This window comes from Janthinobacterium sp. GW460-12-1-14-LB5, assembly GCF_059423585.1.
Map to the genome: position 1 here is coordinate 235,678 of NZ_JBWKYD010000006.1, position 12,141 is coordinate 247,818.

General features: G+C 63.7%; 11 protein-coding genes. 5 read left to right on the forward strand and 6 right to left on the reverse strand.

The annotated features are described in order from the left end of the window. Both AC07X6_RS08365 and AC07X6_RS08370 read left to right on the forward strand, forming a co-directional pair. Positions 1-759 (forward strand): type III pantothenate kinase, encoded by a 759-nt coding sequence (locus tag AC07X6_RS08365; protein ID WP_494790643.1) that lies wholly within the window; start codon positions 1-3, stop codon positions 757-759. Then, entirely contained in the window at positions 753-1,451 is a 699-nt protein-coding gene (locus tag AC07X6_RS08370; RefSeq protein WP_494790644.1) for an SPOR domain-containing protein, read from the forward strand. The genes AC07X6_RS08365 and AC07X6_RS08370 overlap by 7 nt, the downstream gene beginning before the upstream one ends. Here the strand turns inward: AC07X6_RS08370 and AC07X6_RS08375 are convergent, their stop codons facing one another. From AC07X6_RS08375 to AC07X6_RS08400, 6 genes are all read right to left on the reverse strand, one after another. After that, positions 1,452-2,495 (reverse strand): septal ring lytic transglycosylase RlpA family protein, encoded by a 1,044-nt coding sequence (locus tag AC07X6_RS08375; RefSeq protein ID WP_494790645.1) that lies wholly within the window; start codon positions 2,493-2,495, stop codon positions 1,452-1,454. Beyond that, on the reverse strand, positions 2,495-3,610 hold the full coding sequence (gene rodA / locus AC07X6_RS08380) for a rod shape-determining protein RodA (RefSeq protein ID WP_230541617.1): 1,116 nt from the start codon (positions 3,608-3,610) through the stop codon (positions 2,495-2,497). The genes AC07X6_RS08375 and rodA overlap by 1 nt, the downstream gene beginning before the upstream one ends. A gap of 8 nt (positions 3,611-3,618) precedes the next feature. Then, complete coding sequence (gene mrdA / locus AC07X6_RS08385) at positions 3,619-5,589, reverse strand: penicillin-binding protein 2 (RefSeq protein WP_494790646.1); 1,971 nt, start codon at positions 5,587-5,589, stop codon at positions 3,619-3,621. Between the two features lie 12 nt (positions 5,590-5,601). Continuing rightward, positions 5,602-6,114, reverse strand: a complete 513-nt coding sequence (gene mreD, locus AC07X6_RS08390) for a rod shape-determining protein MreD (protein WP_035824494.1) — start codon at positions 6,112-6,114, stop codon at positions 5,602-5,604. Next, the gene (gene mreC / locus AC07X6_RS08395) at positions 6,111-7,157 is read right to left on the reverse strand and encodes a rod shape-determining protein MreC (protein ID WP_494790647.1); all 1,047 of its coding nucleotides are present in this window, start codon (positions 7,155-7,157) and stop codon (positions 6,111-6,113) included. The genes mreD and mreC overlap by 4 nt, the downstream gene beginning before the upstream one ends. A 108-nt stretch (positions 7,158-7,265) precedes the next feature. Then, on the reverse strand, positions 7,266-8,309 hold the full coding sequence (locus AC07X6_RS08400) for a rod shape-determining protein (RefSeq protein WP_010393186.1): 1,044 nt from the start codon (positions 8,307-8,309) through the stop codon (positions 7,266-7,268). A gap of 351 nt (positions 8,310-8,660) precedes the next feature. Between AC07X6_RS08400 and gatC the strand changes: the two genes are divergently transcribed. From gatC to gatB, 3 genes are all read left to right on the forward strand, one after another. Beyond that, positions 8,661-8,963, forward strand: coding sequence for an Asp-tRNA(Asn)/Glu-tRNA(Gln) amidotransferase subunit GatC (gatC, locus tag AC07X6_RS08405; protein WP_076568266.1), 303 nt, complete (start codon positions 8,661-8,663; stop codon positions 8,961-8,963). 63 nt (positions 8,964-9,026) lie between these two features. Further along, a complete protein-coding gene (gene gatA / locus AC07X6_RS08410; RefSeq protein WP_494790648.1) occupies positions 9,027-10,523 on the forward strand; it encodes an Asp-tRNA(Asn)/Glu-tRNA(Gln) amidotransferase subunit GatA in 1,497 nt (498 codons plus the stop codon). Continuing rightward, on the forward strand, positions 10,492-12,033 hold the full coding sequence (gene gatB, locus AC07X6_RS08415; RefSeq protein ID WP_494790649.1) for an Asp-tRNA(Asn)/Glu-tRNA(Gln) amidotransferase subunit GatB: 1,542 nt from the start codon (positions 10,492-10,494) through the stop codon (positions 12,031-12,033). Before gatA ends, gatB begins: the two co-directional genes overlap by 32 nt. Positions 12,034-12,141 lie beyond the last annotated feature (108 nt).

Here is a 12,141-nt window from a genome sequence, read left to right on the forward strand (position 1 = left end):
ATGCTGCTGCTGATCGACGCCGGCAATACGCGCATCAAATGGGCGCTCGTGGCCGCAGATAGTGCCGCCGGCGGCTGGCTGGCCAGCGGCGCCGTCACGCATGCGCAGATCGATACCCTGGCGGCGCAGTGGGCGCCACTTGCCATCAGAGAGGCGCTGCTGTCGAACGTGGCGGGCTCCGTCATCGGCACGCGCCTGCGCGCCATGCTGCCGGTGACCCCCGGCGATTTTGCCTCGCTGCCGCAACTGGCCGGACTGACGAACGGCTATCGCGTACCATCGCAGCTGGGCTGCGACCGCTTTGCCGCCGCCATCGGCGCGCACGCGCTGGCGCCAGGCCAGGCCGTCATCGTCGCCAATTGCGGCACCGCCACCACCATCGACGCCATCACGGCCGATGGCGTTTTCCTCGGCGGGATGATCTTGCCGGGACTGGGATTGATGGCCAGCTCGCTGGCGCGCAATACGGCGCAGCTGCCGCACATCGCCAGCGATGCCGTGCTGCCGGCCGGCTTTGCCGACAATACGGACGACGCCATCCTCTCCGGCTGCCTGGCGGCGCAGGCGGGCGCCATCGAAAGGGCCGTGCGCATGCACGGCGCCAGCGCCTGCCTGCTGTCGGGCGGCGCCGCAGCGCGCATTGCACCGGCCCTGGCGCTGGCGGTACCGCTGCACCTGGTGGACAATATCGTCATGCTCGGCCTGCAAGCGGCCGCGCGCGCCGGAGCCCCAGGAACACAAGGAAACCACGTATGCTGAAATTCGTCTTCTGGCTGCTGGCCGGCGTCAACCTGCTGGTGCTGGCCATCGGCCAGGGTTATCTGGGCAGTTTTCGCACGGAGACGCGCGAACCGGCGCGCCTGAAAAACCAGCTGCAGGCGGGCAAGCTCACCTTGCTGACGCAGGAGCAGGCCACGGCGCCCGCCGCGCCGCCGGCTGCCGAAGAGGCGGAGAAGCCGGTGGCGGCCGTGCCGGCACCGCCGACGACGTATGCCTGCACGGAAGTGGGCAATTTCCTGCTGGCCGACGGGCGCCGCTTCGAGGCGCAAGTAGCCGCGCTGGACCTGGGCGACCGCCAGTCGCGCCGCAACGTGGCCGGCCAGGACATTTCCAGCTACATGGTGTACATCCCGCCGCAGGGCAGCAAGGAAGGCGCCGACCGCAAGGCCGGCGAATTGAAGCAGCTGGGCGTGACGAATTACTTCATCATGAACGAAAGCAGTCCGCTGCGCTGGGGCATTTCATTGGGCGTCTTCAAGTCGGAAAGCGGTGCGCAAAGCCAGCTGGCATCGCTCAACAAACAGGGCGTGCACAGCGCGCGCATCGGCCCCCGCTACAGCGCCAGCAAGCAGCTGGCCTACCAGTTCCGCGACCTCGACGCCGCCACGCGCGCGCGCCTGGAGAAGATCAAGGCGCAGTTCCCGGAACAAGACCTGCGCAATTGTAAATAACTACCTTTGGATCACGATGGGCTTGATGCCCGTCGATTCCGGCAAATTCGCCGCCGCGCGTGCCGCCTCGACGCGGCTGGAGAACGGTCCGCCGTACAGGCGGAACAGGTTACCGGCCTGCACCACGCCCAGGGTACCCAAGGCCGCCGCGTACGGCGCCAGGCGCGAACGCCCCGATTCCGCATTGTCGGCCCGCGAATAGGCGCCCAGCTGCAAATAGAAGCCGCTGGCCAGCGCTGCCGGCGCTGGCATGGCCACCGTCGCATCGACGGGCAGCATCTGCGACGACACTTCCGGCTGCACCACGGCACCCGTTTCCACGGGCGTGTCGATGGAAATGGCGACGACGGAAGGCACCGGCTTTGGCGCCGCACGGGCCGCGAGAATGGCATCGATATCGGCCGGCAGCAGGCGTTCGACGACCACCTGGTGGCTGCCCTTGCCGAGGAAGCCCAGTTTCAGCGCCGCCGTGTAGGACACGTCGATGACGCGCGTGGCGTGGAACGGGCCGCGGTCGTTGATGCGCACGATCACCTGCTCGCCGCTGTCGATGCTCGTCACGCGTGCATACGACGGGATCGGCAAGGTCGGATGGGCCGCCGTCATCTTGTACATATCGTAGATTTCGCCCGACGAGGTGCGCTGGCCATGGAATTTCTTGCCATACCAGGTGCCCGTGCCCTTCTGCGTAAACGGTTCGTTGTCGGTGATCGGCGTGTACGTCTTGCCAAAGACGACATACGGACGGTTCGAGCGCGTCGAATACGGCTCGTTGCGCACTTCCGCGTCGGGTACGTCGCGCAGGTTGGCCGGCGGATTGTCTCCCGGGCCATCGTCCTTGTAGTAGCCGCCACGGCCGGAACCGGCCGCCGGCAATACCGGCAAGGTGGGATCCTGGCGCACCGGCACCTTGACCTTGCCGCCGGACGGCAGCGGCACGTTGTTCGATGCGGGCTTGTGCGGCGCGGTGCCGCAGGCGGCCAGCGTCAGCAGGACCGTCAGGCTCAGCCCGCGCATGGCGAAGGTATCGAAAGGCGCCCGCATCAGGTTTGCACCAGCTTGCGGTGGCGCTGAATGCTCATCAGGATACCGGTGGCCACGCCCAGGGTCAGCAGCGCGGTGCCGCCATAGCTGAGGAATGGCAGGGGAACGCCGACCACCGGCACGATGCCGCTGACCATGCCCATGTTTACAAACGCATACGTAAAGAAAATCATTGTTATCGCTCCTGCCAGCAGGCGAGTGAAAAAACTGGGGGCATTGGCGGCGATCATCATCCCCCGTCCCACCAGCAGCAAATACATCAGCATCAGGATCAAGTTACCCACCAGGCCGAATTCCTCGGAATATACGGCAAAAATAAAATCGGTCGTGCGCTCCGGGACGAATTCCAGGTGAGCCTGCGTGCCGTGCGTCCAGCCCTTGCCCGTCATGCCGCCGGAACCGATGGCGATGATGGACTGGATGATATGGAAGCCCTTGCCCAGCGGATCCTTGGTCGGATCGATCAGCATCATCACGCGGTCGCGCTGGTAATCATGCAGGTGCGACCAGGCGATCGGCAGGCAAGAGACAAAGGTGATCAGCAAGCCGGCCAGCACCTTCCACGACAAGCCGGCCAGAAAGATGACGGTAAAGCCGGCCGCCACCACCAGCAGCGCCGTGCCCAGGTCGGGCTGGCGCGCGATCAGGTACACGGGCACCAGCAGCAGCACGGCCGCCATCAGGAACGACTTCCAGCGCAGGGCGCCCGCATTGTGCTGGAAGAACCAGGCCAGCATCAGCGGCGTGGCGATCTTCAGGAATTCGGACGGCTGGATGTCGATCACGCCGATATGCAGCCAGCGCCGCGCACCGAGCTTGATGGTGCCGAACAGCGCCACGGCCACCAGCAAGATCACCGATACCGTATACGCGGGCACGGCGATGCGCATCATCATCTGCGGCGTGACATTGGCCGCCACCCACATGACGAAAAAGCACAGCAGGATGTTGCGCAAGTGGTCCTCGATCTTGCCGGGGATGCCGATGCTGGCCGAATACAGGGTCAGCAGGCTGGTGCACAGCAGCATCAGGATGATGATCATCAGCGGCGGATCGAACACCGCCAGGTAGGGTTTGGCGCGCCGCCACAGCGAGCGCCTCTCGTTAATGGGCATGTGCTTCCTTATTGCCTGGCAGGCGGCGCCGGGGCGGCCTGCTCGTCGGTGATTTCTTCCAGGGTGCGCACTTCGTCGACATCTTCCTTGGGCACCTTGGTGGTGTCCTTTTCCTTGTCGCTCGGGCGCTTGCCCAGCAGGTAGTAGTCGAGCGCCTTGCGCGCGATCGGCGCGGCCACGCCGGCGCCGAAGCCCGCGTTTTCCACCACGATGGCGATCGCGATGCGCGGCTTGTCGGCCGGCGCGAAGGCCGTAAACAGGGCATTGTCGCGCAGGCGTTCGGCCAGCAGCTTGGCATTGTACTTCTCGTTTTTCTTGATGCCCACCACCTGAGCCGTCCCCGTCTTGCCGCCCACCGTGTACTGCACGCCGGTGAAGATGCGCGCTGCCGTGCCGCCCTGTTCGCTGGTCACGCCCACCATGGCACGCTTGATGATGTCGATGTTTTCCTGCTTGAGCGCGATGCGGTAGCTTTCCTTGGGCACCGTCAGGGTACGCGCGCGCGTGGCCGCGTCTTCGATGATTTTCACCAGATGCGGCTTCATCACCACGCCGTTATTGGCCAGGTTGGCCGTCGCGTGGGCGATCTGCAGCGGCGTGTAGGAATTGTAGCCGGAGCCGTTACTCACCGAAATCGTGTCGCCGCCCACCCATTTTTTCTGCTGCGGCGTCTTGAAGCGGTTGCGCTTCCATTCCGTCGACGGCAGCACGCCCGTCTTTTCATTATTCAGGTCGATGCCCGTCAGCTGGCCGAAGCCGAACGGCTTCATGAAGTCGTGGATGGCGTCGATGCCCATGTCGCGGCCCAGCTGGTAATAATAGGTGTTGCACGAGACGACGATGGACTTGTGCATGTCCACCGTGCCATGGCCGCCCACCTTGTCGTCGCGGAAGGTGTGGCCGCCGAGGATGAAGAAGCCAGGATCGGAAATCGACTGGCTCGGCGTGCGCTTGCCCAGTTCCAGCGCGGCCAGCGCCATGAAGGGCTTGAAGGTCGAGCCGGGCGCGTAGGTGCCCGACAGGGGCCGGTTGACCATCGGCCGGTCCAGCGAGGTATTGAGTTCGTTCCAGCTTTGCTGGTCGATGCCGTCGACGAACAGGTTCGGGTCGTAGCCTGGCTTGGAGACGTAGGCGAGGATGTCGCCCGTGGCCGGATCTATCGCCACAGCCGCGCCGCGCCATTCGCCGAACGCTTCCTCGACCACCTTCTGCAGCTCGATGTCGATCGACAGGATCAGGTTATTGCCGGGCGTGGCCGCCGTGCGCGACAGGGTGCGCATGGCGCGCCCGCCAGCCGACACTTCCACCTCTTCATAGCCGGTGGTGCCATGCAGCTGCTTTTCGTAGCTTTTTTCCAGGCCTTCCTTGCCGATATGGTCGGTGCCGTTGTAGTTGGCCGCGTCCTCGCCCTCTTCCAACGCCTTGGCCTCATTGCGGTTGATGCGGCCGATGAAGCCCACCACGTGCGACGCCACCTCGCCCATCGGATACTGGCGGAACAGGCGCGCCTGCACCTCCACGCCGGGGAAACGGAAACGCTGCGCCGTGAAGCGCGCCACCTCCTCGTCCGTCAGGCGCGTGCGCAGCGGCACGCTGACGAAGTTCTTCGATTCTTCCAGCAGCTTCTTGAAGCGGCGGCGATCCTTGACGTCGATCTGCACCAGGGTCGACAGCTCGTCGATCACCGAATCGAGGCTGGCGCTCAATTTCGACGGCGTGATTTCCAGGGTGTAGGCCGAGTAATTGCGCGCCAGGATCACGCCGTTGCGGTCGAGGATCAGGCCGCGCGTGGGCACGATGGGCACCACGGCGATGCGGTTGTCCTCGGCCTTGGTCGCGTAGTCCTCGTGCTTGATCACCTGCAGCCAGATAAAGCGCGCCAGCAGCAGCGAAAAGCAGACGAAGACGAGCGCGCCCAGGATGGTCAGGCGCATGCGGAAAAAATGCAGTTCGCGCTCGGTATTTTTCAGTTCGGTCATGGCAGGCGCCCGTCAGATCGGCCGGTTATGGTCGCGGTCCACGGCACGGCGCTGCGGCGCCAGCAGGATCCACGTCACGAAAGGCCACAGGGCGACGGCGACGAAGCTCTCGATGAAATTGAGCCAGCCGGGGAAACGGCCCGAGACGATCAGCCGCGTCAGCAATTGCAGCGCCTGCGTCAGCAGCAGCAGCGGCAGTACGTGCAGCGCCTGCGTCAGGATGGGGAACCACAGCACGCGGCGGTGCATCATGATGGCGAAATACGACAGCAAGGTATAGGCCAGCGCATTCTCGCCCAGCAGGGTCGAGTCGTGCACGTCCATCATCAGGCCCATGAAGAACGCCACGCCGATGCCGACCTTGCGCGGCTGGTGTATGCCCCAGAAGACCAGCACCAGGGCGACGAAATCGGGCACGCCGACGAATTGCCCCCATGGCAGCAGATTCAGCAGAAAAGCGCACAGCAGGGAAAAACCGATGAACAGGGGGCTGACCGGCAGCAGGATGTAATGCGGGCGGTTCATCGTGTCGCTTCCTTCGGTGGCACGGCGGCAGGCGCTGGTGCAGGTCCTGCAGGCGCCGCGGGTTTCGGCGCGGGGGTGGCGGGCGGTTTCGCGGCCGGCGCTGTTGCGGCGGCGGCCGCAGGCTCCTTGGCCGGGTCCTTGATCGGCGCCATCTTGCCGGCGATCTTGCGGCCCGTCTTGACTTCTTCGGCCGGTGGGCGCGGCGGAATCTCGGGCGACGTCATCAGGATGAGCAGCTGAGTGTTGCGTTCGATGCCGGCCAGCGGCTGGCACACGACGCGGCCGAACGGGCCATGCGCATTGCGCTCGACCAGGGTCACGCGCGCCACGGCCAAGCCGGCCGGGTACAGGCCATCGAGGCCCGAGGTAATGACAATGTCGCCGATCTGGATGTCGGCGCTGGGGGCCGTGAAGCGCAACTCCATGGTGCCGGACTTGCCGCGGCCGATAGCCACGCTGCGCACGCCATTGCGCAGCAGTTGCACGGGGATGGCCTGCTCTTCGTCCGTCAGCAAGGTCACTTCGGAGGTGAACGGGAACACGCGCGTGACCTGCCCCACCACGCCCAGGTTGTCGATCACGGGGCGGCCCAGTTCCACGCCATGCTGGATGCCGCGATCGAGCACGATCTTGCGCGTAGCCGAATCGCGCGTGTCATACAGCACTTCGGCCATCATGGTCTTGACGGGCACGCGCTCGCGCGCTTCCATCAGCTTGCGCAAGTGGTTGTTTTCAACGATATTGAGCTGCGCCTGCTGCATGATCTGCGCCGAGGCGATCTGTTCGTGCTTCAGGTCGCGCACCTGTTTTTCCAGGGCGGACAGCGATGAAAAATAATTGCCGACGCCCAGCGCCACGTCGCGCGGCACCAGGGCCGCCATCTGCACCGGATACAGCACGGTGCCGACCGCCTGGCGCACGGCCGTCAGCGCGTGCATGCGCGAATCGACCAGCAACAGGGCGATAGAAATGCCGGCGAACACCATCATCTTGACGCGGGCGGAAGCGCCTTGTTTGAAAAGTGGCGGAGGACTGTATTCCATGACTTCCAATAATCAGGCCAGGCGCAGTGCGCCAACGTGCAGGCCCCGGTCAGACGCCGGCGCCAAAACCAAAAAAAGGCCGGAATGGTTTCCGGCCCTTCTGTCAGATTATTCGTAGGAGAAGATCGAGCCGAGCTTGTCCATACGTTCCAGGGCCATCCCGGAACCGCGCACCACGCAGGTGAGCGGGTCCTCGGCCACCAGCACCGGCAGGCCGGTTTCCTCCATCAGCAGGCGGTCCAGGTCGCGCAGCAGTGCGCCGCCGCCCGTCAGCATCATGCCTTTTTCGGCGATGTCGGCGCCCAGTTCCGGCGGCGTCTGTTCCAGCGCGTTTTTCACGGCCGAGACGATGTTGTTCAGCGGGTCGGTCAGCGCTTCGAGAATCTCGTTGCTGGAAATGGTGAACGAACGGGGGATGCCTTCGGACAGGTTGCGGCCCTTGACTTCCATTTCCTTCACTTCCGAGCCAGGGAAGGCCGAACCGATGGCCTTCTTGATGGCTTCGGCCGTCTGTTCGCCGATCAGCATGCCGTAGTTGCGGCGGATGTAGTTGACGATGGCTTCATCGAACTTGTCGCCGCCGACGCGCACGGAACCCTTGTAGACCATGCCGCCCAGCGAAATGATGCCCACTTCGGTGGTGCCGCCGCCGATGTCGACCACCATCGAGCCGGTCGCTTCCGACACGGGCAAGCCCGCGCCGATGGCCGCTGCCATCGGTTCCTCGATCAGGTACACCTGCGAGGCGCCGGCGCCCAGGGCCGATTCGCGGATCGCGCGGCGCTCGACCTGGGTCGAACCGCACGGCACGCAAATGATGATGCGCGGCGATGGACGGAAGAATTTCGAGTCGTGCACCATGCGGATGAATTGCTTGAGCATCTGCTCGGTCACGGTGAAGTCGGCGATCACGCCATCTTTCATCGGACGAATCGCTTCGATATTGCCCGGCACCTTGCCCAGCATCTGCTTGGCTTCCTTGCCGACTGCCTGAATGGTCTTCTTGCCATTCGGACCGCCTTCCTGGCGGATGGCGACGACGGATGGTTCGTCCAGGACGATACCGAGGCCGCGCACATAAATAAGGGTGTTGGCCGTGCCCAAGTCAATGGCCAGATCGGTGGAGATATACCTGCGTAAAAAACCAAACATGAGTGTCCTGTAGCGCATCGAGCTGCGCAAAAGCTGTTTATGGGGAGTTTCAAAGCGGGCGCTTTCAGGCACCCTGAAAATCCATGAAGGCGATTTTTCCGGGTTTCGCTTGGCGCTTGCGCAATCTTTTCTATGCTGCGGCAGCGGTCCATCAGCGCCGGCAACGCATTAACCCGCCATTCTACCTTATAATTTGAATGCGATTTGCTCAAAAACCATGGAAAAGTGCGACTCTTGCAGCCGCGAGTTACGCGGCATTCCTCGATTTTTGTGAGCAAAATAGCAGTAAATACCCGCGTTTTATCAAAACGCCAACTTAATACTAATGCGCGGCACTCCGCGCCATTCGCCATGTCCCTGACACTCTCCGACGTAAAACGCATCGCCCACCTGGCCCAACTTGAAATGGCCGACGACCAGGCCGTCACGTCTTTGGCCCAATTGAACAAGATTTTTGCACTGGCCGAGCAAATGCAAGCCGTCAATACCGATGGCGTGGCGCCCCTGAGCCACCCGCTGGCCGCCCACATGGACAATATCGCCCTGCGCCTGCGCGAGGACGTCGCCACGGAAACGAATCGCCGCGACGCCTACCAGGCCGTAGCGCCGAAGGTACAGGATGGACTCTACCTCGTGCCAAAAGTGATCGAATAAGCATCTTTCACACCCTCGCCGAATACGCTTGTCTTCCGCCGAATAAAATCAACTAGAAACGCCATGCATACAAAATCCATCAAACAGCTGTCCACGCTTTTGCAGAACAAGGAAATTTCCGCCGTTGCACTGGCGACGCATTTCCTCGACCGCATCGCAGCGGACGACTCGAACGCCTTCCTGCACGTCGACCGTGCGCTGACCCTGGCGCAAGCTGCCGACGCCGACGCGCGCATCGCCGCCGGCACGGCCACGCCATTGACGGGCGTGCCGATCGCGCACAAGGACTTGTTTGTCACGAAAGGCTGGCGCACGACGGCCGGCTCGAAAATGCTGGCCAATTACGCCAGCCCGTTTGACGCCACCGTGGTGGAAAAATTCCAGGCGGCCGGCATGGTCACCCTGGGCAAGGTCAACTGCGATGAATTCGCCATGGGTTCCGGCAACGAGAACTCGGCCTTCGGCGCCGTGCAGAACCCGTGGGACAAGACGGCCGTGCCGGGCGGCTCCTCGGGCGGCTCGGCCGCCGCCGTCGCGGCTGGCCTGGCGCCAGCGGCCACCGGCACCGATACGGGCGGCTCGATCCGCCAGCCTGCCGCCTTCTGCGGCATCACCGGCATCAAGCCGACGTATGGCCGCGTGTCGCGCTTCGGCATGATCGCCTTTGCCTCGTCGCTGGACCAGGGCGGCCCAATGGCCCGCTCGGCCGAAGACTGCGCCCTGCTGCTCACCGCCATGGCCGGCTTCGACGAGCGCGACTCGACCAGCCTGTCGCCAGAACAGGGCGGCGTGGCGGAAGATTTTTCGCGCGACCTGGAGCTCCCCCTGACGGGATTGCGCATCGGCGTGCCGCGCGAGTACTTCGGCGAGGGCCTGGCCAAGGACGTGGAAGCGGCCGTGCGCGGCGCGCTGGCGCAGTATGAAAAGCTGGGCGCCACCCTGGTCGACATCTCGCTGCCGAACACGGCCCTGTCGATTCCCGCCTATTACATGATTGCCCCGGCCGAAGCGTCGTCGAACCTGTCGCGCTACGACGGCGTGCGCTACGGCCACCGCGCCACCGAGTACAAGGACTTGCAGGACATGTACAAGAAGTCGCGCGCGCAGGGCTTCGGCCCGGAAGTGCAGCGCCGCATCATGGTCGGCACCTACGTGCTGTGCCACGGCTACTACGACGCCTACTACCTGAAGGCGCAAAAAATCCGCCGCCTGATCGCGCAGGATTTCGAGGCCGTGCTGAATGGCCCGAACGCCGTCTGCGACGTCATCATGGGCCCCGTCGCGCCGACCGTCGCGTGGGACCTGGGCGACAAGACGGACGACCCGGTAGCGAACTACCTGGCCGACATCTACACCCTGTCGACCAGCCTGGCCGGCCTGCCCGGCATGTCGATACCATGTGGTTTCGGCGCAGGAGAAAAGAATGGCAAGCGCCCTGTCGGCCTGCAAATCATCGGCAACTACTTTGGCGAAGCGAAGCTGCTGAACGTGGCCCACCAATTCCAGCAAGTGACGGACTGGCATACGCGTGCTCCAGGCAACGCAACGGCCGGCATCTAAGAACAAACGCGCCGCCACTGGCGGCGCCACCAAATTAAGCGAGAACACTATGCAATGGGAAGTCGTCATCGGTCTTGAGAACCACGTGCAGCTCACGACCGAATCCAAAATTTTCAGCGGTTCGCCGATCAAGTACGGCGCCGAAGCCAACACGCAGGCCAGCCCCGTCGATCTGGCGCTGCCCGGCGTGCTGCCGGTGATGAACAAGCAAGCCGTCGACCGCGCCATCCGCTTCGGCCTGGCCGTGGGCGCCACCGTGGCGCCGCACTCGGTCTTCGCGCGTAAAAACTATTTTTATCCCGATTCGCCCAAGGGCTACCAGATCAGCCAGTTCGAGGACCCCGTCGTCATCGGCGGCGCCCTGACCTTCGGCTATGAAAAGGATGGCGAATTCGTCACCAAGACGGTGAACCTGACACGCGCCCACCTGGAGGAAGACGCCGGCAAATCGCTGCACGAAGACTACGCGGGCATGAGCGGCATCGACTTGAACCGCGCCGGCACGCCGCTGCTGGAAATCGTCTCGGAGCCGGAAATCCGCAGCGCCGCCGAAGCCGTGGCCTACGCCAAGGCCCTGCACTCGCTGGTCATGTGGCTGGGCGTCTGCGACGGCAACATGCAGGAAGGCTCGTTCCGCTGCGACGTCAACGTTTCCGTGCGCCCCGTCGGCCAGAAGGAATTCGGCACGCGCTGCGAAATCAAGAACCTGAACTCCTTCCGCTTCATAGAAGAAGCCGTGCACGTCGAAGTGCGCCGCCAGATCGAGCTGATCGAAGACGGCGGCAAGGTCGTGCAGGCGACGCGTCTGTACGACCCGGACCGCAAGGAAACGCGCGAAATGCGCAGCAAGGAAGACGCACAGGATTACCGCTACTTCCCGGACCCGGACCTGCCGCCGCTGGTCATCTCGCCAGAGTGGATCGCCACGGTCAAGGCCTCGATGCCGGAACTGCCAGCCGCCATGCGCGCCCGCTTCATCAGCGAATACGCGCTGCCGGACTACGACGCGCTGGTGCTGACGCAGTCGAAGGCAATGGCCACCTATTTCGTCGCCGTGGTCGAGAAGGCCGGCAAGGAAAACGCCAAGGCCGCCGCCAACTGGCTGATGGGCGACGTATCGTCGACCCTGAACCGCGAAGGCGTGGACCTGGACGAGGCGCCTGTCTCCGCCGCGCAGCTGGCGGCCATGCTCAAGCGCATCGCCGATGGCACGATCTCGAACAAGGCGGCAAAAGAAGTCTTCGCCGGCATGTGGGAAGCGAAGTCCAGCGACGAGCACCTGGTCGACGCCATCATCGACGCCAAGGGCTTGAAGCAGATCTCGGACTCGGGCGCCCTGGAAGCCATCGTCGATGAAGTACTGGCGGCGAACGCCAAGTCGGTGGAGCAGTACCGCGCCGGCAAGGAAGCGGCGATCAACGCGCTGATCGGCCAGGCCATGAAAGCGTCCAAGGGCAAGGCCAATCCGGCCCAGCTGACGGAACTGCTGAAGGCCAAGCTGGCGGGATAATTTTCACTCGCCCCAAAAAAAGACGCTGCGGCGTCTTTTTTTTCGTCTGAACGATCCGCGCATAAACAAGTTTGTCTAGTTTCTATCCCTTGCCTGAAAGGCGTTTAT

Coding starts and splice junctions, on each gene's coding strand:
- AC07X6_RS08365 (WP_494790643.1), top strand. CDS start 1: ATGCTGCTGCTGATCGACGCCGGCAATACGCGCATCAAATGGGCGCTC.
- AC07X6_RS08370 (WP_494790644.1), top strand. CDS start 753: ATGCTGAAATTCGTCTTCTGGCTGCTGGCCGGCGTCAACCTGCTGGTG.
- AC07X6_RS08375 (WP_494790645.1), bottom strand. CDS start 2,495: ATGCGGGCGCCTTTCGATACCTTCGCCATGCGCGGGCTGAGCCTGACG.
- rodA (WP_230541617.1), bottom strand. CDS start 3,610: ATGCCCATTAACGAGAGGCGCTCGCTGTGGCGGCGCGCCAAACCCTAC.
- mrdA (WP_494790646.1), bottom strand. CDS start 5,589: ATGACCGAACTGAAAAATACCGAGCGCGAACTGCATTTTTTCCGCATG.
- mreD (WP_035824494.1), bottom strand. CDS start 6,114: ATGAACCGCCCGCATTACATCCTGCTGCCGGTCAGCCCCCTGTTCATC.
- mreC (WP_494790647.1), bottom strand. CDS start 7,157: ATGGAATACAGTCCTCCGCCACTTTTCAAACAAGGCGCTTCCGCCCGC.
- AC07X6_RS08400 (WP_010393186.1), bottom strand. CDS start 8,309: ATGTTTGGTTTTTTACGCAGGTATATCTCCACCGATCTGGCCATTGAC.
- gatC (WP_076568266.1), top strand. CDS start 8,661: ATGTCCCTGACACTCTCCGACGTAAAACGCATCGCCCACCTGGCCCAA.
- gatA (WP_494790648.1), top strand. CDS start 9,027: ATGCATACAAAATCCATCAAACAGCTGTCCACGCTTTTGCAGAACAAG.